Below are 21,261 nucleotides of genomic sequence, written 5' to 3' on the forward strand. Positions count from 1 at the left end.
GGAGTCTGGCATGGCGGGTGTTATGGATTCGGTCAACCAGCGCACGCAGCTGGTGGGGCAGAATCGCCTGGAATTGCTGCTGTTCCGCCTCAATGGCGAACAGCTATACGGCATCAACGTATTCAAGGTCAGGGAAGTGCTGCAATGCCCTGCGCTGACCCTGCTGCCCAAGGCGCACCCGGTGGTGCGTGGCGTTGCCAATATCCGTGGGGCGACCATCCCGATCCTCGACTTGTCGATGGCCACCGGGTTGCGACCGCTGCGGGAAGACACGCGCAACAGCTTCGTGATCATCACCGAGTACAACACCAAGACCCAGGGCTTCCTGGTGCACTCGGTGGAGCGCATCGTCAACATGAACTGGGAAGAGATTCATCCGCCACCCAAGGGGACCGGTCGCGACCACTACCTGACGGCGGTCACCCGGGTGGACAACCGCATGGTCGAGATCATCGACGTGGAAAAGGTGCTGGCTGAAGTGTCGCCTTCGTCCGAGTCGGTATCGGCTGGGGTGATCGATGCCGAGGTGCAGGACAAGGCCGTGCTGATGCGGGTGCTGACCGTCGACGATTCGTCGGTGGCGCGCAAGCAGGTCAGCCGCTGCCTGCAGACCGTAGGGGTCGAAGTGGTTGCGCTCAACGATGGCCGTCAGGCTCTGAACTACCTGCGTCAGTTGGTGGATGAGGGCAAAAAGCCGGAAGAAGAGTTCCTGATGATGATCTCGGACATTGAAATGCCGGAAATGGACGGCTACACGCTCACGGCGGAGATCCGCAGCGACCCGCGTATGCAAAAATTGCACATCTGCCTGCATACTTCGCTTTCCGGGGTGTTCAACCAGGCAATGGTCAAGAAGGTCGGTGCCGATGACTTCCTGGCCAAGTTCAAGCCGGACGACCTGGCCCAGCGGGTGGTCGACCGGATCAAGGCAGCGCATTGAAGCAGCCGGGGCATGCCCCGGCACCAGTGATTGAAAAGAGGCGGCAGTAGTGTCTACGGGTAATTTGGATTTCGAACAGTTCCGGGTCTTCCTGGAGAAAGCCTGTGGCATCCTGCTGGGCGAGAATAAGCAGTACCTGGTTTCCAGCCGTCTCAACAAGCTGATGGAACAACAGGGCATCAAGAGCCTGGGCGAGCTGGTGCAGCGCATCCAGGCCCAGCCGCGCGGCGGTTTGCGTGAGCAGGTGGTCGATGCCATGACCACCAACGAGACCCTGTGGTTTCGCGATACCTACCCGTTCGAAGTGCTGAAGAACAAGGTGATCCCCGAGTTCATCCGCAACAACCCCGGCCAGCGCCTGCGCATGTGGTCGGCGGCCTGTTCGTCGGGGCAGGAGCCGTACTCCATCTCCATGGCCATCGACGAGTTCGAGCGCAGCAACCTCGGCCAGCTGAAGATGGGCGCGCAGATTGTTGCCACCGACCTGTCGGGCACCATGCTGAACAATTGCAAGACCGGTGAGTACGACAGCCTGGCGATTGCCCGCGGCTTGTCCCAGGAGCGCCTGCAGCGCTATTTCGACCCCAAGGGGCCTGGGCGCTGGGCGGTCAAGCCGGCGATTCGCAGTCGCGTCGAGTTCCGCTCGTTCAACCTGCTGGACAGCTATGCCAGCCTGGGCAAGTTCGACATCGTGTTCTGTCGCAACGTGTTGATCTACTTCTCGGCGCAGGTGAAGCGGGACATCCTGCTGCGCATTCACAGTACCTTGAAGCCGGGTGGCTACCTGTTCCTCGGCGCCTCGGAGGCGCTCAATGGCTTGCCGGACCACTACCAGATGGTCCAATGCAGCCCGGGCATCATCTACCAGGCCAAGTAGGGTCTGTCTTGAGGGGTGTGGTGGCGCTCGATCTCCCAGGCGCCACACCTACATCGCCAAACACTGACGTCAATTTTTTGTTTTACCGCTTTTGCCGCCCGGCAATTGCCGCTTTCGCCGCCCTAGGCGGAAGGCCTTTGCCGCTTTTCTGGCATCACCTTGACAGTACTTCATCTCGCAGCCCCGTATTCTCTGGCTTTTCAAGGGTTGGCACAGCCCTTGCTATACCTTGCTCAACGAAATTCCGGTCAACCTTCGAAGGTTTCCCCGACATGAGCATCAGCTTCGACAAGGCGCTTGGTATTCACGAAAAGGCCCTGGGCTTCCGCGCCCAGCGCGCCGAAGTGCTGGCCAACAACATCGCCAACGCCGATACGCCCAACTACAAGGCGCGTGACATGGACTTCGCCTCGGTGCTCGCCGCCGAAAGCGACAAGCAGCAGAGCGGCGGTCGCTTCAGCCTTGACCGTACCAACAGCCGGCACATCGAGGCTGATGGCCTGGCCATGGCGGATGAAACCCTCAAGTACCGCACGCCGCTGCAGCCGTCGATCGACCAGAACACCGTGGACGCGCAGATCGAGCAATCGAACTACACCGAAAACGCCATTGGCTTCCAGGCCAGCTTCACCTTGCTCAACAGTAAATTCAAAGGGCTGGTTTCCGCCCTGCGGGGAGAATGACCATGTCCCTTTCCAGTGTCTTCAACATTGCCGGTAGCGGCATGAGCGCGCAGAACACGCGCCTGAACACCGTCGCGTCCAACATTGCCAACGCCGAGACCGTGTCTTCGAGCATCGACCAGACCTATCGCGCTCGCCACCCGGTGTTCGCCACCACCTTCCAGAACGCACAGGCTGGCGGCAGCCAATCGCTGTTCGAAGACCAGGGCGAAGCAGGGCAGGGCGTGCAGGTAAAAGGCATCGTCGAAGACCAGAGCACCCTGGAGGCGCGCTACGAGCCTAACCACCCGGCGGCGAACAAGGATGGCTACGTCTACTACCCGAACGTCAATGTGGTCGAGGAGATGGCTGACATGATCTCCGCCAGCCGCGCGTTCCAGACCAACGCCGAGCTGATGAACACGGCCAAGAGCATGATGCAGAAAGTCCTGACCCTGGGGCAGTGATAGGAAGCCGACATGACTACCACCAATTCCACCTCTGACGTCAACAGTGCGTACCTGACCTCACTGCAGAAGCAGGCGTCAAAGAACAACAGCAACACCGGCGCTGCCGGCAGTGCACTGGGCAAAGATGCCTTCCTGCAGTTGCTGGTTACCCAGATGAAGAACCAGAACCCGCTCGACCCACAGGAAAACGGCGAGTTCGTGGCGCAGTTGGCGCAGTTCAGTAGCCTTGAGAGCATGCAGTCGCTCAATGACTCGGTGACCTATATCGCGGCGGGGCTGCAGTCTTCCCAGGCGCTGCAGGCGTCGTCACTGGTCGGGCGCAATGTGATTGTCCAGACCGACAAGGCGGTGGTCGACACCAGCAAGGATTTGAAAGGCACGGTCAACCTCACCTCGTCCAGTACCGCCACCTCGGTGGGTATCTACGACAAGGATGACAAGCTGGTTCGCACCATCGACCTGGGTACTCAGAAAGCCGGCAAGATCGACTTTACCTGGGATGGCAAGAACGATGACGGCGAAGTAGCGGCAGCAGGTACCTACACCTTCAAGGCTACCGCTTCGATCGACGGCAAGGCCACGGCCATGACCACCAACCTGCCGGCCTCGGTGACCAGTGTGACCATGGGTACCAACGGTTCGGAGATGACACTCAACCTGGCTGGGCTGGGCAGTGTTGCGCTTTCCAAAATCCAAAGCATCGGCATCTAGGGCCTGAGCAAAACGACAGGAGTTACACATGTCTTTCAATATCGGCCTTAGCGGCCTCTATGCAGCGAACAAGGCCCTGAACGTTACCGGCAACAACATTGCCAACGTCGCCACCACCGGCTTCAAGTCGTCGCGCGCCGAGTTCGCCGACCAGTACTCCAACTCCATTCGCGGTACCAGTGCCGGCAAGAACACCGTCGGCACGGGCGTGAAGACGGCAGCTGTGTCGCAGTTGTTCACCCCTGGCAACATCAACGGCACCGGCCAGGCGCTGGACATGGCCATCGATGGCAACGGCTTCTTCGTGATGAGCGACAACGGCTCGAAGATCTACACCCGTGCCGGTGCGTTCTACAGCGACAAGGACGGCTACGTGGTCAACGCGTCCGGCTCCAAGCTGCAAGGTTATGCCGTGGATGCCAACGGCAAGATCACCCAGGGCGTGTTGACTGATCTGCAGATCGACACCTCGAACCTGACGCCGAACCCGACCGGAAAAATCTCCGAGAACGTCAACCTGAATTCCAGCGCCACTGCACCGGCCGTGACGCCGTTCGACCCCGCCAACACTGGCACCTACAACTACACATTCAATACCGATGTGTACGACAGCCAAGGTAACGCGCACCAGCTGAACCAGTACTTCGTCAAGGATGCCACCAGCAACTCCTGGACCATGTACACCACCATCGACGGGCGCAACCCGGCCGACCCGACTTCGACCACGCCGCTGGCCAACAAGCTGCCGTTCAAATCTGACGGTACCCTGGACACTGCGGCCATGACCGCAGGCCCGGTAGCGGGTGGCATGACCATCGCGGCCAACAAAAGCTTCACCCTCGACAACTGGATCCCGGCACAGAAGAACGCTGCCGGTGTATGGGGTGCCAACGGCGCTACCGCCAACGTCGCCGGGGTCAACCTGGACATGCTTGGCACCACCCAGTACAACGCCGCATCCGCCACCACCGCCAAGAGCCAGGACGGCTTTGCCACCGGTGAGCTGTCGGGCCTGACCATCGACCAAAGCGGCAACATGTTCGCCAACTTCACCAACGGCCAGGACAAGGTGATCGGCCAGGTGGCCATCGCCAACTTCGCCAACCTGCAGGGCCTGACCCCGATTGGCGGCACCAACTGGAAAGAGTCCTACGCTTCGGGTGTGCCGGTGATCGGCGCCCCGGACACCGGCACCCTGGGCCAGATCACTGGCGGTGCGCTGGAAGACTCCAACGTCGACCTGACCGGTGAGCTGGTCAACCTGATCAAGGCGCAGAGCAACTACCAGGCGAACGCCAAGACCATTTCCACCGAAAGCACCATCATGCAGACCATCATTCAGATGACCTGATGGTCGCTTGTTAGTGTGGTGTTGTCTGTAATTGGGGCTGCTTTGCAGCCCATCGCGACACAAGGCCGCTCCTACAGGAGATCACGTTCACCTGTAGGGGCGGCCTTGTGTCGCGATGGGCCGCAACGCGGCCCCAAATTCTCGAAGGTTCCCCCTCCATGAAACGGCTAATGCTCACAGCTCTCCTGGCCATGGCCTTGCCGCTCTCGGCCGCTCCCGCCCCGTTCTACCAATGGCAAAGCCTGGCCACCGGCCGCTACCTGTGTTCGGCCAGCAACCCGGGCGAAGGTTGGGTGCGCCATTCCGGCCCCTACAACAACGCCGCTTGCCGCACCTTCTGAACAAGCCTTTGCCGCAGGCGGCAAACATCCGCCGACAAACTGACGTTTTTTGCCCCTCGCCCCGCTTAAACCCCCATAAACAGGCGGTTTCAGACTTGGTTCGATTATTGCTTCGAACCTGCCAAGTGACAGCGCGGCAGCGACGCGCAGAGGAGATACTGTGGACAAGTTGCTTTATGTGGCCATGACCGGTGCCAGCCAGAACGCGCTGGCGCAGAAGGCCCACGCCAACAACCTGGCGAACATTTCCACCAACGGTTTTCAGCGTGATCTGGAGCAGGCCCGTTCGATGCCGGTGTTTGGCGACAGCTTTCCGGCGCGCGCCTTTGCCATGACCGAGCGCCCGGCCACCGACTTCAGCGAAGGTCCGTTGGTTGAGACGGGGCGTGACCTGGATGTTGCCGTGACCGGCAAGGGTTTCATCGCCGTGCAGGCACCGGACGGCAGCGAGGCTTATGTGCGCACCGGCAGCCTGAACATCGATGCCCTCGGCGTGCTGCGTGCCGGCAATGGCATGCCGGTGATGGGCAACGGTGGCCCGATCGCCATCCCGCCAGAGCAGAAAGTGGAGGTGGGCGCCGACGGCACCATCAGCATCCGCTCCATGGGTGAAGACCCGCGGGTGATGGCCGAGGTCGACCGCATCAAGCTGGTCAACCCGGACACCAAAGGCCTGACGAAGGGCCTGGATGGCCTGATCCACACCACCTCCGGCCAGCCGGCCGATGCCGACGTCAACGTGCGGGTGGTGGCAGGCTTCCTGGAAGGCAGCAACGTCAATGCTGTCGAGGAAATGACCTCGGTGCTGGCGCTGTCTCGCCAGTTCGAACTGCACGTCAAGATGATGAACACGGCCAAGGAAGGCGACGAAGCCATGGCTCGGGTTTTGCAAATCGGCTAATCACTTTTGAACGGGTGCCGTAAAACAGGCGCACGAGGAGAACTTACATGCTTCCGGCTCTTTGGGTCGCTAAAACCGGCCTGTCCGCCCAGGACACCAACCTGACGGTCATTTCCAACAACTTGGCCAACGTCTCGACCACCGGCTTCAAACGTGATCGCGCCGAGTTCGCCGACCTGCTCTACCAGATCAAGCGTCAGCCTGGTGCCCAGTCCACCCAGGACAGCGAGCTGCCTTCGGGCCTGCAAGTCGGTACCGGTGTGCGCATTGTCGGCACCCAGAAAAGCTTCGTCGCCGGCAGCCTGCAAACCACCGAAAACCCGCTGGACATGGCGGTCAACGGCCGTGGTTTCTTCCAGATTCTGCAGCCGGACGGCACTGTTTCGTACACCCGTGACGGTACCTTCCACCTGAACTCCGACGGCCAGATCGTCACCGCCAATGGCTACGCCCTGGAGCCTGCTGTCGTGGTGCCAAACGATGCGCAGACCTTCACCGTCGGCCAGGACGGCACTGTGTCGATCACCACCGCCGGCAACCCGGCAGCGCAGGTGATCGGCAACATCCAGACCGCCGACTTCATCAACCCGGCTGGCCTGCAGGCAATCGGCGACAACCTGTTCCTCGAGACCGCCGCCAGTGGTGCGCCACAAGTCGGCACCCCAGGCTTGAACGGTTTCGGCACCACCCAGCAGCAGACCCTGGAAAACTCCAACGTCAGCACCGTGGAAGAGCTGGTGAACATGATCACCACCCAGCGTGCCTACGAGATGAACTCCAAGGTCATTTCCACCGCCGACCAGATGCTGTCGTTCGTAACCCAGCAGCTCTAAGCCCTGTCACTCCGTTGCACCCGTGAGGTAAGCGTCATGAATCGTCTGTTGTCCGTTTTCGCCCTGGGGGGGGCGGTGTTGCTGGCAGGTTGCGTCGCGCCGACGCCCAAGCCCAACGACCCGTACTACGCGCCGGTGTTGCCGCGCACCCCATTGCCGGCAGCGGCCAACAACGGTTCGATCTACCAGGCCGGTTTCGAGCAGAACCTGTACAGCGACCGCAAGGCGTTCCGGGTGGGTGACATCATCACCATCACCCTCAACGAGAAAACCTCGGCCAGCAAGAACGCGGGCTCGCAGATCCAGAAGAACAGCAAGGCCGACATCGGCCTGACCTCGCTGTTTGGCAGCACACCGAACACCAACAACCCGTTCGGCGGTGGTGATTTGTCGCTGGAAGCCGGCTACAACGGCGAGCGCGCCACCAAAGGCGACAGCAAGGCCACCCAGGGCAACACCCTGACCGGTTCGATTACCGTGACCGTGGCCGAAGTGCTGCCCAACGGCATCATCGCCGTGCGCGGCGAGAAGTGGCTGACCCTGAACACCGGCGAAGAGCTGGTGCGCATTGCCGGCATGGTGCGTGCCGACGATATCGCCACCGACAACACCGTGCCGTCCACCCGTGTGGCCGACGCGCGCATCACTTATTCCGGTACTGGCTCGTTCGCCGATGCCAGCCAGCCTGGGTGGCTGGACCGCTTCTTCATCAGCCCGCTTTGGCCTTTCTGAGTACGGATGACCATGTTCAACGCAAGGCAGCTGATTGCCGCAACCCTGCTCCTGTCCTGTGCCTTTGCGGCCCAGGCCGAGCGCCTGAAGGACATCGCCAGCATTTCTGGCGTGCGTTCCAACCAGTTGATCGGTTACGGCCTGGTGGTGGGCCTGAACGGTACGGGTGACCAGACCACCCAGACGCCGTTCACCCTGCAAACCTTCAACAACATGTTGTCGCAGTTCGGCATCAAGGTGCCGGCCGGTTCCGGCAACGTGCAGCTGAAGAACGTGGCGGCGGTGTCGGTGCATGCCGACTTGCCGGCGTTCGCCAAGCCTGGCCAGGTGGTGGACATTACCGTTTCCTCGATCGGTAACTCCAAGAGCCTGCGCGGCGGCAGCCTGCTGATGACCCCGCTCAAGGGTATCGACGGCAACGTCTATGCTATCGCCCAGGGCAACCTGGTGGTGGGCGGCTTCGACGCCGAGGGCCGTGACGGGTCGAAAATTACCGTCAACGTGCCGTCGGCTGGCCGTATTCCGGGTGGTGCCAGTGTCGAGCGTGCGGTACCGAGTGGCTTCAACCAGGGCAATACCCTGACCCTGAACCTCAATCGCCCCGACTTCACCACCGCCAAGCGCATCGTCGACAAGGTCAACGACCTGCTCGGCCCAGGTGTGGCGCAGGCTGTAGACGGTGGGTCGGTGCGGGTCAGTGCGCCGATGGACCCAAGCCAGCGTGTGGATTACCTGTCGATCCTCGAAAACCTCGAAATCGACCCAGGCCAGGCGGTGGCCAAAGTCATCATCAATTCGCGTACCGGCACTATCGTCATCGGCCAGAACGTCAAGGTGTCGCCGGCGGCGGTCACCCATGGCAGCCTGACCGTGACCATTACCGAAGACCCGATCGTCAGCCAGCCGGGCGCGTTCTCCAACGGCCAGACCGCCGTGGTGCCGCGTTCGCGGGTTAACGCCGAGCAGGAAGCCAAGCCAATGTTCAAGTTTGGCCCAGGCACCACGCTGGATGAAATCGTCCGCGCGGTGAACCAGGTGGGCGCCGCGCCCGGCGACCTGATGGCGATCCTCGAAGCCCTGAAACAGGCCGGCGCCTTGCAGGCCGACCTGATCGTGATCTGAGGACGGCGCGGATGAACATCAAAAGCCAGGTTTCCGGCAGAGTCGACAGCGGCGCCTATACCGACCTCAACCGCCTCAGTGCCCTCAAGCACGGCGATCGCGACAGCGAAGCCAACGTGCGCAAGGTGGCCCAGGAGTTCGAATCGCTGTTCATCAGCGAAATGCTCAAGGCCTCGCGCAAGGCCAGCGACGTGCTGGCCGACGACAACCCGATGAACACTGAAACGGTGAAGCAGTACCGCGACATGTACGACCAGCAGTTGGCCGTGAGCATGTCCCGCGAAGGGGGCGGTATCGGCCTGCAGGACGTACTGGTGCGTCAGCTGACCAAGGGCCGCAGTGCGTCGGTCAACACCAGCCCGTTCCCGCGCGTCGATAACAGTGGCCCGGCATTGTGGGGCAACAAGGTCGCAGAGCCGGTGCATGCCACGGACGCGTCCACGACCCGCAACGACGTCGCTGCGCTCAACTCGCGGCGCCTGGCCTTGCCGAGCAAGCTCACCGACCGCCTGCTGGCCGGTATCGTGCCATCGGCGGCCACCACCAATACCGCCGCTGTGCCAGCCCGTGACGGCCAGCAAGTGGCCAAGGCCTTCGCCGTGCCCGACAACGGCCTGCGCATTGTCGGCCGTGCCGTGGCCCAGCCACCGCTGGCGCCGAACAAGGCGTTTGCCGACAGTGATGAATTCGTCGCCACCATGTTGCCGATGGCCGAGCAGGCCGCCAAGCGCATTGGTATCGACCCACGCTACCTGGTGGCCCAGGCCGCGCTGGAAACCGGCTGGGGCAAGTCGGTGATGCGCAACAGCGATGGCAGCAGCAGCCACAACCTGTTCGGCATCAAAGCCACTGGCAGTTGGCAGGGCGAGCAGGCGCGGGCGATCACCAGCGAATTCCGCGATGGCCAGTTCGTCAAGGAAACGGCGGCGTTCCGCAGCTACGACTCGTACCAGGACAGCTTCCACGACCTGGTAAGCCTGTTGCAGAGCAATTCGCGCTATCAAGATGCGCTGGACTCGGCCGATAACCCTGAGCAGTTTGCAAGAGAGCTGCAAAAGGCAGGTTATGCGACCGACCCGGGCTATGCGAGAAAGATCATCAGCATCGCCCAGCAAATGCAGTCAACCCCGCAGTACGCCATGGCTGGCAGAACCACGAATCTATAAAAGGACTAAATCATGTCGAGCCTGATTTCGATCGGCCTGAGTGGCCTGAGTGCCAGCCAGGCGGCCTTGTCGGTAACCAGTAACAACATCGCCAACGCCGCGACCAGTGGCTATTCGCGCCAGCAGACGATTCAGGCAGCGGGGGCCTCGCACAACATCGGCGCCGGGTTCCTGGGTACAGGTACCACGCTGGCGGATGTGCGCCGCATTTATAGCTCCTACCTGGACAACCAACTGCAGACCGCCACCTCGTTGCAGGCGGACTCGGTTGCCTTCCAGGACCAGATCACCAGCATCGACAAGCTGCTGGCCGACCGTGACACCGGCATCAGCTCGGTGCTCACCGCATTCTTCTCGGCCCTGCAGACTGCAGCGGCCAAGCCCGGTGACGTCGCTTCGCGCCAGCTGCTGCTGACTCAGGCGCAAACCCTGAGCAACCGTTTCAACGCAGTGAGCACCCAGCTCACCCAGCAGAATGCCACGATCAACTCCCAGCTCGACACCATGGCCGGCCAGGTCAACAAGCTGACCGCCAGCATTGCCGAGTACAACAAGCAGATCGCCGCGGCCAGCGGCACTGGCAACACCCCTAACAGCCTGTTGGATGCGCGCAGCGAAGCGGTGCGTCAGCTTAACGAGCTGGTGGGTGTCACGGTGCAGGAGCGTGACGGCAACTACGACGTGTACTTGGGCAGCGGCCAGTCGTTGGTAACCGGCAACAAGGCCAACACCCTGTCGGTAGAGCCTGGTGCTGCCGACAAGAGCCAGGCCAGCCTGCGTATCAACTACGAGTCGTTCAGCTCTGATGTGACCTCGGTGGTGACCGGTGGCGCGATCGGTGGCCTGTTGCGCTATCGCCAGGATGTGCTGACGCCGTCGATGAACGAGCTGGGGCGCGTTGCCCTGGTGGTGGCTGACAGCATCAACAGCCAGTTGGGGCAGGGCCTGGATGCCAATGGCCAGTTCGGCAGCTCGCTGTTCTCCAGCATCAACAGTGCCACTGCCCTTGCGCAGCGCAGCCTGGCCTCGTCGAACAACAGTTCCGGCTCTGGCAACCTGGATGTGACCATCGCCAACAGCGGTGCGCTGACCACCTACGACTACGAGGTCAAGTTCACCAGCGCCAACCAGTACAGCGTGCGCCGTTCCGACGGCACCGACATGGGCAGCTTCGACCTCAACGCCAACCCGGCGCCGGTGATCGACGGCTTCAGCCTGTCGCTGAACGGTGGCGGCCTGGCGGCAGGCGACAGCTTCAAGGTTATCCCTACGCGCGCTGCGGCCGGCAGCATCACCACCACCCTGACCGATGCCAACAAGCTGGCCTTCGCCGGGCCCATCAGCGCCACCTCGGGCAGCGGCAACAGCGGCACGGGCACCATCACCCAGCCGACCCTGGGCGAATCGCTGGACATCTACGGCGGTGCCGACACCGCGCTGATCCAGCAGTCGATTCGCGACTCGATGCCGGTGCGCGTGGTGTTCGATGCTGCCAGCGGTGGTTCTCAAGGCTACAAGTTGTTCGATGCCAAGGGCACCCAGATCGGCACTGGCAGCGTGGTGCCGGGTACGGACAACAAACTGTCGATTGCCGTGCCGATGCTCGATGCGGCCGGAAACCCAATCAAGGATGCCAGCGGCAACCCGCGTACCTTCAGCGTCGAGACCACTATCGGCGGCAGCCCGGCAGCCAATGACAGCTTTACCCTGTCGTTCAATGCCGACGGCAAGGCCGACAACCGTAACGCCACGGCGCTGCTGGGCTTGCAGACCAAGTCGACGGTCAACACCGGTTCTGGCGGCGGCACCAGCTTCACCTCGGCTTATGCTTCGCTGGTCGAGCGCGTAGGTGCCAAGGCCAACCAGGCGACCATCGACACCACGGCGACCGAGGCGGTGCTCAAGTCCGCCAGTGAGAGTCGCAGTGCGGTGTCTGGGGTCAACCTGGATGACGAAGCGGCCAGCCTGGTCAAGTTCCAGCACTACTACACGGCGTCGTCGCAGATCATCAAGGCGGCGCAAGAAACCTTCAGCACCCTGATCAATGCTTTGTAAGGAGTAGACTCTCGTGCGTATTTCCACTGCTCAGTTCTATGAGGCCAGCGCCAGTAGCTACTCCAAGAACTTCTCCAGCATGAACAAGACCAACGATCAGATAACGTCGGGTATCCGTATCCAGACCGCCGCCGATGACCCGGTCGGTGCTGCGCGCCTGCTGCTGCTGCAACAGCAGCAGGCGCTGTTGGACCAGTACAGCGGCAACATCAATACCGTCAGCAATTCGCTGCTGCAGGAGGAGAGCGTGCTCTCCACCATCAACGACGCCATGCAGCGCGCCAGCGAGCTGGCGATTCGCGCCGGTGGCGCTGGGGTTACCGACTCTGATCGCACAGCCATCAGCACCGAGCTGAAAGAGATCGAGGCCAATATCTTCGGTTTGCTCAACTCGCGCGATGCCAACGGCGACTACATGTTTGGCGGCTCCAAAAGCACTACGCCGCCCTATGTGCGCAATTCCGATGGCACCTACAGCTACCACGGCGACCAGACCCAGCTGAGCTTGCAGGTGTCCGATACCCTGAACCTGGCTACCAACGACACGGGTTTCAGCATCTTCGACTCGGCCAGCAACAAGAGCCGCACCCAGTCGACCCTGCTGGTGCCTGCCACCGACGATGGCGTGGTCGGGGTGTCGTCAGGCCTGATGACCTCGAGCACCAGTTACAACAACAGCTTCACGGCAGGCCAGCCATACAAGCTGACCTTCACCAGCGCAACCCAATACACCATCACCGATGCCAATGGCCGGGACGTTACGTCTGAAACCCCTACCAACGGTACATTCGACAGCAAGACGGAAGGGGCCAACCGCATTGCCCTGCGTGGCGTGGAGTTCGAAATCACCGTTACCCTGGAAGAGGGCGCCGATGCCGATGCGGCGGTGGCAGGGCGCGAGTTTTCCCTGGAGGCACGCCCAGACTCGTTCAATGCCACGCGTAATGGCAACAACACGTCCAGTGCCCAGATCACCAGCAGCAGCGTGACCGACGAAGCCGCCTATCGCAGCACCTTCCCCAGCAATGGTGCGGTGATCAAGTTCACAGGTCCTGGCGCTTACGAGCTCTATGCCCAGCCGCTGACGGCCGATAGCAAGGCGATAGCCACGGGTACCTTTACCGCGCCGTCGTTGACCGTGGCCGGGGTGACTTACCAGGTGGCCGGTTCGCCGGAGGCGGGTGACCAGTTCGCGGTCACTGCCAATACCCACCAGAACCAGAACGTGCTGGAAACCATCAGCCAGCTGCGTGCTGCGCTGGACACGCCGGTGACCGGTGCTGGCTCGGCCAATGCGTTGAAGGACGCGGCAGCTTCGGCCATCGCCAACCTGGCCAGCGCCCGTGAGCAGGTGGACATTACCCGGGGTTCGATCGGTGCCCGTGGCAACTCGCTGGAGATCCAGCGCCAGGAGAACACCAGCCTGGGCCTGGCCAACAAGACCACCCAGAACGCCATCGGCAACACCGACATGTCGCAGGCGGCCATCACCCTGACCTTGCAACAGGCCATGCTGGAGGCCTCGCAGCTGGCTTTCTCGCGTATTTCCCAGCTGAGCCTGTTCAACAAGCTTTAAGCTGCCCTTTCGCGACACAAGGCCGCCCCCACATCGGCCTTGTGTCCGCCTGGTCATTCCTCGAATTCCCCAGTCTCCACACCATTGGCACGGCTTTCGTAGCATTTCAATGTGACCAATGAGTCAAAACGGTCATCTTCCCTGTATTCTATGCAGCAGCTGTTGCAGCATTTTGTTACCGGTGCGCAGGCGAGCTCTGCCTTCAACCCCTGGCGGTGACGCTCCGGTATTTGGCGCCCTCAATTCATCGAGTGGTGGTCTTTGGCTGTTTTCATTGGGAAGCCAGAATGATTGGCATCAAAAGCATCGCGAGTTACGTGCCCACCGCTGGCCTGGACAACTACGTCCAGGGTGCGAAGTTCGGCAAGGACGAAGAGTTCATGTTCGGCAAGATCGGCGCCTCGTTCCTGCCGCGCAAGGCCGAAGAACAGGAAACCTCCGACCTGTGCGTGGAAGCCGCCCGGGCCCTGTTCGCCAGCAACCCCGACCTTGATCCGCAATCGATCGATGCGTTGATCGTGGTCACCCAGAACGGTGACGAAGAAGGCCTGCCGCACACCGCCGCCATCGTCCAGAGCAAACTTGGCCTGTCGACCCGCGTGGCGGCGTTCGACGTGTCGCTGGGCTGCTCGGGCTACGTGTATGGCCTGTATGCGATCAAGGGCTTCATGGAGGCGGCAGGGCTGAAGAATGGCCTGCTGATCACCGCCGACCCGTATTCGAAGATCGTCGACCCGGAAGACCGCAACACCACCATGCTGTTCGGCGATGCCGCCACGGCTACCTGGATGGGCGAAGATGCGGTGTGGAACCTCGGCCAGGCGCGTTTTGGTACTGATGGTTCCGGTGCCGAGCACCTGAAGGTCACCGATGGCAAGTTCTTCATGAACGGCCGCCAGGTGTTCAACTTTGCCCTGGTCAAGGTGCCGGCGCACCTGCACGAACTGCTGGATGCCAGTGGCCTGAAGTCGTCGGATATCGATGCCTTCTGCATTCACCAGGGCAGTGCGGCGATTGTCGACGCCGTGGCGCGACGTTTCGAAGAGCAGCACCCGGAGAAGTTCGTCAAGGACATGCTGGAAACCGGCAATACCGTGTCCTCCAGTGTGCCGCTGCTGCTGCAGAAGCACATGCTCGATGGCAGCTGGAAGCGTGTGGCCATCAGTGGCTTTGGTGTGGGCCTGTCGTGGGGCTCTGCCATCCTGTATCGCGACTGATCCCCCGGTTAGTCCAAAAAAGCGCCCGGCAGCCACCGCCCGGCGCTTTTTTCATGTCTGTGGCATGCGGCCCCGATGCCCTGTAGGAGCAGCCTTGTGCTGCGAAGGGGCCAGCAAGGCAAATGAATTTTTGTGGTCGTGCGGGCCTCTTCGCAGCGCAAGGCTGCTCCTACAGGGAGCTGTGGCTGCTTCGTTCTGGGTTTTTGACGCCAATAAACCGGCCTTAACCCCTTGATTTCTCGGGGCTGGCCCCATGCCAGCATTTTTTTTTCGAAAAAGCCCTCAAGCAACCCGCGCACCCGACGATAACTATTACGAAGGTTCTCTAGGCCAATCCGGCGGTTGCCAAGGCCGGAAGCCGCAGTACCCATCCAACGAGGATTTCGTCATGGCTTTAACTGTAAACACCAACATTGCGTCGATCACCACCCAGGGCAACCTGACCAAGGCCAGCACTGCCCAGACCACTTCGATGCAGCGTCTGTCCTCGGGTCTGCGCATCAACAGCGCCAAAGATGACGCTGCTGGCCTGCAGATCAGCAACCGTCTGACCAGCCAGATCAACGGCCTGGGCCAGGCTGTGAAAAACGCCAACGACGGTATCTCGATCGCCCAGACCGCTGAAGGTGCAATGCAGGCTTCGACCGACATCCTGCAAAAAATGCGTACCCTGGCACTGTCCTCGGCTACTGGCTCCCTGAGCGCCGACGACCGTAAGTCGAACAACGACGAATACCAGGCTCTGACCGCGGAACTGACCCGTATCTCGCAGACCACCACGTTCGGTGGCCAGAAACTGCTGGACGGTTCGTACGGCACCAAGGCCATCCAGGTCGGCGCCAACGCCAACGAAACCATCAACCTGACGCTGGACAACGTTGCTGCTAACAACATTGGCTCGCAGCAGGTCAAAAGCGTTGCTATCACTCCAAGCGCTACGGGTGTTGACGCAGGTACTGTAACTGTGACCGGTAACGGTCAAACCAAGGACGTTACCGTTACTGCCGGTGATTCGGCCAAAACGATCGCTGCCAACCTCAATGGCGCTATCGGTGGTTTGACTGCAACTGCAAGCACTGAAGTTCAGTTCAGTGTTGATAAAACTGCAATTGCCGGCGTGACTGCTGGTCCTGCCGCCAACTTCGAGCTGACCGTTGGTAGCCAGAAAGTATCGTTTGTTGGTGTGACCGACACTGCTAGTCTTGCAGACCAGCTGAAATCTAACGCCGCTAAGCTGGGCATCAGCGTCAACTATGATGAATCCAACGGCGGTTCGCTTTCCGTCAAGTCGGATACCGGCGAAAACCTGGTATTCGGTGCCGGTGACGCAGCTGCTCAAGCTGGTATCAAGGTTAATGCCAAAGACGGTAATGGCGAGTACGCTGCTTCCGGCACTGCACTGACCGCTGCTGATCTGTATGTTACCGGTGCAATTTCGCTGGATTCGGCCAAAGGCTACTCGCTGACCGGCGGTGGTGTAACCAAGCTGTTCTCTGCTGCTGGTACTGCAGCGACCTCGGTTAAGACTACTATCGCTGACACCGACGTCACGGACGCTACCAAGGCACAGAACGCTCTGGCGGTTATCGACAAGGCCATCGGTTCGATCGACAGCGTCCGTTCGGGCCTGGGTGCTACTCAGAACCGTCTGCAAACCACCGTCGACAACCTGCAGAACATCCAGAAGAACTCCACCGCTGCTCGCTCCACCGTGCAGGACGTGGACTTCGCCTCGGAAACTGCCGAGCTGACCAAGCAGCAGACTCTGCAACAGGCTTCGACTGCAATCCTGTCGCAGGCTAACCAGCTGCCATCCTCGGTCCTGAAACTGCTCCAGTAATTCAGGCGCCTGAGTAAAGGGTGAAAGGGCGCGTTTACGTGCCCTTTCGCCCTTTTTGACATGAGGAGTTCGAAACATGGACATGAGTGTCAAGCTGAGCCAGGTGTATCCGTCCGTGTTACCCCAGGCGCCAGTCGCTGATCGTGACCGGGACCCTGCGGTGCCTGCCAAAGTGCAGGAAGCTGCTACCCCCGATAACCAGCCGCACTCGCGCGAAGACGTGGAAAAGGCGGTTGGCGAGATTCGTGATTTCGTCCAGTCGAGCCAGCGTCAGCTGGATTTTTCCATTGATGATTCCACCGGTCGGGTCGTGGTCAAGGTAATTGCCACCCAGTCCGGCGAGGTGATCCGGCAGCTTCCGTCGGAACTTGCGCTGAAATTGGCGCAAAGCCTCAGTGAAGCCAGCAGCCTGCTATTCGATGATCAAGCATAGGCTGGCATGATTTTTGTTGCTGTCGACGCTTTGGTGGTTTTGTCCGCCAAGGATCCGGCAGCTACTGAACAAGGAGAGCAATGATGGCAGGTACAACAGTCAGCGGTATTGGCTCGGGCATCGATACCCAGGCGATCGTCGATTCGCTGGTGGCCGCGCAGAAAGCGCCGAAGCAGGCGCAGATCAATACGCAAACGCTGAAGGCAACCACCACGTTGTCCTCTATTGGCAAGATTCAGGCGGCCCTGGATGCGTTCCGCGGCGCCTTGACCAACATGACCGACACCAATAGCTTTGGTGGCCTGAGCCTTAAGTCTTCGGATGAGAAGGTCGCGACCGTGACCATGGGCACCGGGGCTGCCAACGGCTCGTTCAAGTTGATTGTCGACAAGCTGGCGACGGCGTCGAAGGTTTCGACCAAGGTTTACGCCAATGGTGCGGGCTCGGTAGTAAACCCCGGTAGCACGCCGACCACCTTGACGATGACTCAGAATGGCAAGGCCTACGATCTCAGTGTTCCTGCCGGAGCAACCTTGCAGCAGGTGCGCGATAGCATCAATAGCCAGTTTGGAGTGGCGGGTCTGAGTGCCAACGTGCTGACGGATGCCAATGGCTCGCGCCTGGTTGTTACCTCCACCAAAATGGGCGAAGGCTCCGACATTACGCTTTCGGGCAACTCGGGTATCGATACCGGCTATACCGTGGTCGAAGAGCCGGCAGACGCCGAGTACACGCTCGACGGTGTTGCCATGAAGTCCAAGACCAACGACATCAACGATGCCGTCAGCGGGCTCAATATCAAGTTAGTGGGTACGTCGCCGACAAATGCTACGAGTGGTGAAAAGACAGCGACTATTCTCTCGTTGACTACCAGTTCCGCCACATTGAAGTCGGGGCTGAAGGGGTTCATCGATACCTATAATGCCTTGCTCACTGTGATGAACGCAGAAACCAAGGTCACCAAGAATGCCGATGGCTCCATGACTGCTGCGGCGCTGACCGGTGATGCCACGATGCGCACTTTGATGACGTCTATTCGTGAAGAGCTCAATGCAGTATCCGGCAACGGTACCTTGAAATCGCTCGCCGCCTTCGGTGTTACATCCGCTCAGGATGGCGGTGCGCTTAGTCTCGACGACAAGAAGTGGGAGAAGGCTGCTTCCACCAATGCTGCGGACCTGACCAGTATCTTCAATGGCAAGGATGGCCTGCTGGCACGCTTGCAAAAGGTGACCGAGCCCTTCGCCAAGGCCAGTACCGGCACCCTCGCCGAACGCTCCAAGGTCCTGAGCGAAAGCCTGACCAAGCTCAAGACCGAGCAGGACACCCTGGACGCCCGCATGGAAGCCCTGAAGAAGAGCCTGCAAGACAAGTACAACAACATGGATACCCTGGTCACCCAGCTGCGCCAACAGCAGAGTTCCGTGCTGAGCACCCTCAACGCACTGAACAAGTCGAACAGTGACGATTAATTCGTGATCATTGCATGAAGTGCGGGCATCATGCCCGGCTTCATGTCATCGGCCGGTAAAGTTTTTCGTCGCCTGCCCGATACAAGGAATATCTCCCCCTTAAGCCTGCCCGTCACGAGGTCGCAAGATGAATCCCATGAGAGCCCTTCGTCAGTACCAGAAGGTCAATTCCCATGCCCAGATTTCCGAAGCCACACCCCATCGCCTGGTGCAGATGCTGATGGAAGGCGGCCTCGATCGCATGGCGCAGGCCAAGGGTGCCATGGCGCGTGGCGACATTGCGGAAAAGGGCCTGATGCTCGGCAAGGCGATCGACATCATCATTGGTCTGCGCGATGGCCTGCAGCCTGAAAAGAGTGAAAACCCCGAGTACGTTGAAAAACTCGACGCCCTCTACGTTTACATGACCAACCGCCTGATGCAGGCCAACGTGGACAACGATGCCGGCATTATCGACGAAGTTGCCCAGCTGCTGATTACCGTGAAAAGTGGTTGGGATGGCATTGCCGATGCTCAGCCTGCCAGCTGAAGGCAAGGAGATTACCGTGACCGCACTGCAACGCCTCGATGACACCTGCGACGCCCTGATCGGCGCCTTGGGTGAGCGTGACTGGGAAGCCATCGCCAAGCTGGATGTGGCGTGCCGCACGTGCATCGACGAGGTGCTGGAAACCCACGCGATGGACCAGGCGTTGCTGCGCGAGAAGCTGGAAGGGGTGCTGCAGGTCTACCGCAACCTGATCGACGTGACAACCGGTGAACGCCAAGCAATTGCCGAAGAGATGATGCAGATCAATCAAGCGAAAAATGCTTCGAAGGTTTACCATCTGTTCAGTTAAGATGCGCACAACTTAACAAAAGGCGCCATAAATTTGACTGTGTGGGCCTTTTTGACTTTACTAGTGGCTGTTTTCGAATTTCAGACGTCCGAACACTGACCATTCAGTCGGAATGATGTCGAGCATGCCCCTGCAGGGCGCCGATATGACTAGGGAAGTTGCTATTGCATGTGGCGTGAAACCAAGATTCTGCTGATCGATGACGACAGCGCGCGCCGCCGCGACCTTGCGGTGGTGCTGAACTTCCTCGGCGAAGAAAACCTCGCGTGCGCCAGCCATGACTGGCAGCAGGCGGTGGAGCCTTTGTCCTCGAGCCGCGAAGTGCTGTGCGTGCTCATCGGTACCGTAAATGCTCCGGGCAACCTTCTTGGGCTGCTTAAGACAGTGGCTGCCTGGGATGAGTTCCTTCCGGTTCTGCTTTTAGGTGAAATTTCTTCTGCAGAGTTGCCAGAGGACCTTCGCCGCCGGGTACTTTCCAACCTGGAAATGCCGCCAAGCTACAGCCAACTGCTGGATTCGCTGCACCGTGCCCAGGTTTACCGCGAAATGTACGACCAGGCGCGCGAGCGCGGTCGCCAACGCGAGCCCAACTTGTTCCGCAGCCTGGTAGGCACCAGCCGTGCCATCCAGCATGTGCGGCAGATGATGCAGCAAGTGGCCGATACCGATGCCAGCGTGCTGATCCTGGGTGAGTCGGGCACTGGCAAGGAAGTGGTGGCGCGCAACCTGCACTACCATTCCAAGCGCCGTGAAGCGCCATTCGTACCGGTCAACTGCGGTGCGATCCCGGCTGAGCTGCTGGAAAGCGAACTGTTCGGTCATGAGAAGGGTGCCTTTACCGGGGCAATCACCAGCCGTGCCGGGCGTTTCGAGCTGGCCAATGGCGGCACCCTGTTCCTCGACGAAATCGGTGACATGCCGTTGCCGATGCAGGTCAAGCTGTTGCGCGTGCTGCAAGAGCGCACCTTCGAGCGCGTGGGTAGCAACAAGACCCAGAGCATCGATGTGCGCATCATCGCCGCGACGCACAAAAACCTCGAAAGCATGATCGAGGACGGCACCTTCCGTGAAGACTTGTACTACCGCCTGAACGTGTTCCCCATCGAGATGGCGCCGTTGCGTGAGCGGGTGGAAGACATCCCGTTGCTGATGAACGAGCTGATTTCGCGCATGGAGCACGAGAAGCGCGGGTCCATTCGCTTCAACTCTGCGTCGATCATGTCGCTGTGTCGCCACGGCTGGCCGGGTAACGTGCGTGAGTTGGCCAACCTGGTCGAGCGCATGGCGATCATGCACCCGTACGGGGTGATTGGCGTGTCTGAACTGCCGAAGAAATTCCGCTATGTCGACGATGAAGACGAGCAGATGGTCGACAGCCTGCGCAGTGATCTGGAGGAGCGCGTGGCCATCAATGGCCACACGCCGAACTTCAGCAACCATGCCATGCTGCCGCCTGAAGGCCTGGACCTCAAGGACTACCTCGGCAGCCTGGAGCAGGGGCTGATCCAGCAGGCGCTGGACGATGCCAACGGTATCGTTGCGCGCGCAGCGGAACGTTTGCGTATTCGTCGTACCACGCTGGTGGAGAAGATGCGCAAGTATGGTATGAGCCGCCAGGGTGGTGAGGACCAGGCAGAAGATTGACCTTGTTGGGGGTGGTGTTCGCCTCGGCTTCTTTGGTGCCTGTCAGATCGAGTGCCGCCCGCGCGGCGCTCGATTTCCG

Annotated in this window: 21 protein-coding genes; all 21 read left to right on the forward strand. The window is 60.4% G+C overall.

Features of this window, described 5'->3' with window-relative positions; translation table 11 throughout:
- Positions 1 to 10 precede the first annotated feature (10 nt).
- The 21 genes from Q9451_RS10440 to fleQ all read left to right on the forward strand — a co-directional run bounded on the left by Q9451_RS10440 (position 11) and on the right by fleQ (position 21,182).
- Positions 11 to 940: a chemotaxis protein CheV gene (locus tag Q9451_RS10440; RefSeq protein ID WP_012273533.1), complete on the forward strand. Its 930-nt coding sequence runs from the start codon at positions 11 to 13 to the stop codon at positions 938 to 940.
- Positions 941 to 989: 49 nt separating this feature from the next.
- Positions 990 to 1,817, forward strand: a complete 828-nt coding sequence (cheR, locus tag Q9451_RS10445; RefSeq protein ID WP_012273532.1) for a protein-glutamate O-methyltransferase CheR — start codon at positions 990 to 992, stop codon at positions 1,815 to 1,817.
- A gap of 272 nt (positions 1,818 to 2,089) precedes the next feature.
- Complete coding sequence (flgB, locus tag Q9451_RS10450; RefSeq protein WP_012273531.1) at positions 2,090 to 2,500, forward strand: flagellar basal body rod protein FlgB; 411 nt, start codon at positions 2,090 to 2,092, stop codon at positions 2,498 to 2,500.
- Between the two features lie 2 nt (positions 2,501 to 2,502).
- Entirely contained in the window at positions 2,503 to 2,946 is a 444-nt protein-coding gene (gene flgC, locus Q9451_RS10455; RefSeq protein WP_012273530.1) for a flagellar basal body rod protein FlgC, read from the forward strand.
- 12 nt (positions 2,947 to 2,958) lie between these two features.
- Positions 2,959 to 3,660 carry a flagellar hook assembly protein FlgD gene (flgD, locus tag Q9451_RS10460; protein ID WP_012273529.1) on the forward strand — a complete coding sequence of 234 codons (702 nt, stop codon included), beginning with the start codon at positions 2,959 to 2,961 and terminating at the stop codon, positions 3,658 to 3,660.
- A 28-nt stretch (positions 3,661 to 3,688) separates the two neighbouring features.
- Positions 3,689 to 5,011 (forward strand): flagellar hook protein FlgE, encoded by a 1,323-nt coding sequence (flgE, locus tag Q9451_RS10465; protein WP_012273528.1) that lies wholly within the window; start codon positions 3,689 to 3,691, stop codon positions 5,009 to 5,011.
- 158 nt (positions 5,012 to 5,169) lie between these two features.
- Positions 5,170 to 5,352 carry a hypothetical protein gene (locus tag Q9451_RS10470; protein WP_016498521.1) on the forward strand — a complete coding sequence of 61 codons (183 nt, stop codon included), beginning with the start codon at positions 5,170 to 5,172 and terminating at the stop codon, positions 5,350 to 5,352.
- A gap of 160 nt (positions 5,353 to 5,512) precedes the next feature.
- The gene (gene flgF / locus Q9451_RS10475; protein ID WP_012273526.1) at positions 5,513 to 6,253 is read left to right on the forward strand and encodes a flagellar basal-body rod protein FlgF; all 741 of its coding nucleotides are present in this window, start codon (positions 5,513 to 5,515) and stop codon (positions 6,251 to 6,253) included.
- 47 nt (positions 6,254 to 6,300) lie between these two features.
- Positions 6,301 to 7,086 (forward strand): flagellar basal-body rod protein FlgG, encoded by a 786-nt coding sequence (gene flgG / locus Q9451_RS10480; protein WP_012273525.1) that lies wholly within the window; start codon positions 6,301 to 6,303, stop codon positions 7,084 to 7,086.
- A 36-nt stretch (positions 7,087 to 7,122) separates the two neighbouring features.
- Positions 7,123 to 7,818, forward strand: coding sequence for a flagellar basal body L-ring protein FlgH (gene flgH / locus Q9451_RS10485; protein WP_012273524.1), 696 nt, complete (start codon positions 7,123 to 7,125; stop codon positions 7,816 to 7,818).
- A 6-nt stretch (positions 7,819 to 7,824) separates the two neighbouring features.
- Positions 7,825 to 8,940 (forward strand): flagellar basal body P-ring protein FlgI, encoded by a 1,116-nt coding sequence (locus Q9451_RS10490; RefSeq protein ID WP_012273523.1) that lies wholly within the window; start codon positions 7,825 to 7,827, stop codon positions 8,938 to 8,940.
- Positions 8,941 to 8,951: 11 nt separating this feature from the next.
- A complete protein-coding gene (flgJ, locus tag Q9451_RS10495) occupies positions 8,952 to 10,106 on the forward strand; it encodes a flagellar assembly peptidoglycan hydrolase FlgJ (protein WP_012273522.1) in 1,155 nt (384 codons plus the stop codon).
- Between the two features lie 12 nt (positions 10,107 to 10,118).
- Positions 10,119 to 12,161: a flagellar hook-associated protein FlgK gene (flgK, locus tag Q9451_RS10500; RefSeq protein ID WP_012273521.1), complete on the forward strand. Its 2,043-nt coding sequence runs from the start codon at positions 10,119 to 10,121 to the stop codon at positions 12,159 to 12,161.
- 13 nt (positions 12,162 to 12,174) lie between these two features.
- On the forward strand, positions 12,175 to 13,737 hold the full coding sequence (locus Q9451_RS10505; RefSeq protein WP_012273520.1) for a flagellar hook-associated protein 3: 1,563 nt from the start codon (positions 12,175 to 12,177) through the stop codon (positions 13,735 to 13,737).
- Between the two features lie 287 nt (positions 13,738 to 14,024).
- Positions 14,025 to 14,954, forward strand: coding sequence for a ketoacyl-ACP synthase III (locus Q9451_RS10510; RefSeq protein ID WP_012273519.1), 930 nt, complete (start codon positions 14,025 to 14,027; stop codon positions 14,952 to 14,954).
- 388 nt (positions 14,955 to 15,342) lie between these two features.
- Entirely contained in the window at positions 15,343 to 16,794 is a 1,452-nt protein-coding gene (locus Q9451_RS10515) for a flagellin (RefSeq protein WP_012273518.1), read from the forward strand.
- Positions 16,795 to 16,870: 76 nt separating this feature from the next.
- Positions 16,871 to 17,227: a flagellar protein FlaG gene (locus Q9451_RS10520; RefSeq protein WP_012273517.1), complete on the forward strand. Its 357-nt coding sequence runs from the start codon at positions 16,871 to 16,873 to the stop codon at positions 17,225 to 17,227.
- Positions 17,228 to 17,310: 83 nt separating this feature from the next.
- The gene (gene fliD / locus Q9451_RS10525; protein ID WP_041166553.1) at positions 17,311 to 18,699 is read left to right on the forward strand and encodes a flagellar filament capping protein FliD; all 1,389 of its coding nucleotides are present in this window, start codon (positions 17,311 to 17,313) and stop codon (positions 18,697 to 18,699) included.
- A gap of 127 nt (positions 18,700 to 18,826) precedes the next feature.
- Positions 18,827 to 19,228, forward strand: a complete 402-nt coding sequence (fliS, locus tag Q9451_RS10530) for a flagellar export chaperone FliS (protein WP_012273515.1) — start codon at positions 18,827 to 18,829, stop codon at positions 19,226 to 19,228.
- The gene (locus Q9451_RS10535; RefSeq protein ID WP_012273514.1) at positions 19,209 to 19,538 is read left to right on the forward strand and encodes a hypothetical protein; all 330 of its coding nucleotides are present in this window, start codon (positions 19,209 to 19,211) and stop codon (positions 19,536 to 19,538) included. Before fliS ends, Q9451_RS10535 begins: the two co-directional genes overlap by 20 nt.
- Positions 19,539 to 19,706: 168 nt before the next feature.
- A complete protein-coding gene (fleQ, locus tag Q9451_RS10540) occupies positions 19,707 to 21,182 on the forward strand; it encodes a transcriptional regulator FleQ (RefSeq protein ID WP_060514511.1) in 1,476 nt (491 codons plus the stop codon).
- The last annotated feature ends 79 nt before the right edge of the window (positions 21,183 to 21,261 follow it).

It is taken from the genome of Pseudomonas sp. NY8896 (assembly GCF_039634505.1).

Excerpts from the sequence above, each read along its gene's own strand:
- flgD (WP_012273529.1), top strand. The coding sequence starts at position 2,959 with ATGACTACCACCAATTCCACCTCTGACGTCAACAGTGCGTACCTGACC.
- fliS (WP_012273515.1), top strand. The coding sequence starts at position 18,827 with ATGAATCCCATGAGAGCCCTTCGTCAGTACCAGAAGGTCAATTCCCAT.
- Q9451_RS10440 (WP_012273533.1), top strand. The coding sequence starts at position 11 with ATGGCGGGTGTTATGGATTCGGTCAACCAGCGCACGCAGCTGGTGGGG.
- fleQ (WP_060514511.1), top strand. The coding sequence starts at position 19,707 with ATGTGGCGTGAAACCAAGATTCTGCTGATCGATGACGACAGCGCGCGC.
- flgJ (WP_012273522.1), top strand. The coding sequence starts at position 8,952 with ATGAACATCAAAAGCCAGGTTTCCGGCAGAGTCGACAGCGGCGCCTAT.
- fliD (WP_041166553.1), top strand. The coding sequence starts at position 17,311 with ATGGCAGGTACAACAGTCAGCGGTATTGGCTCGGGCATCGATACCCAG.
- Q9451_RS10490 (WP_012273523.1), top strand. The coding sequence starts at position 7,825 with ATGACCATGTTCAACGCAAGGCAGCTGATTGCCGCAACCCTGCTCCTG.
- Q9451_RS10510 (WP_012273519.1), top strand. The coding sequence starts at position 14,025 with ATGATTGGCATCAAAAGCATCGCGAGTTACGTGCCCACCGCTGGCCTG.
- flgE (WP_012273528.1), top strand. The coding sequence starts at position 3,689 with ATGTCTTTCAATATCGGCCTTAGCGGCCTCTATGCAGCGAACAAGGCC.
- flgG (WP_012273525.1), top strand. The coding sequence starts at position 6,301 with ATGCTTCCGGCTCTTTGGGTCGCTAAAACCGGCCTGTCCGCCCAGGAC.
- Q9451_RS10515 (WP_012273518.1), top strand. The coding sequence starts at position 15,343 with ATGGCTTTAACTGTAAACACCAACATTGCGTCGATCACCACCCAGGGC.
- flgC (WP_012273530.1), top strand. The coding sequence starts at position 2,503 with ATGTCCCTTTCCAGTGTCTTCAACATTGCCGGTAGCGGCATGAGCGCG.
- flgB (WP_012273531.1), top strand. The coding sequence starts at position 2,090 with ATGAGCATCAGCTTCGACAAGGCGCTTGGTATTCACGAAAAGGCCCTG.
- flgH (WP_012273524.1), top strand. The coding sequence starts at position 7,123 with ATGAATCGTCTGTTGTCCGTTTTCGCCCTGGGGGGGGCGGTGTTGCTG.
- Q9451_RS10470 (WP_016498521.1), top strand. The coding sequence starts at position 5,170 with ATGAAACGGCTAATGCTCACAGCTCTCCTGGCCATGGCCTTGCCGCTC.
- Q9451_RS10535 (WP_012273514.1), top strand. The coding sequence starts at position 19,209 with ATGCTCAGCCTGCCAGCTGAAGGCAAGGAGATTACCGTGACCGCACTG.
- flgK (WP_012273521.1), top strand. The coding sequence starts at position 10,119 with ATGTCGAGCCTGATTTCGATCGGCCTGAGTGGCCTGAGTGCCAGCCAG.
- Q9451_RS10520 (WP_012273517.1), top strand. The coding sequence starts at position 16,871 with ATGGACATGAGTGTCAAGCTGAGCCAGGTGTATCCGTCCGTGTTACCC.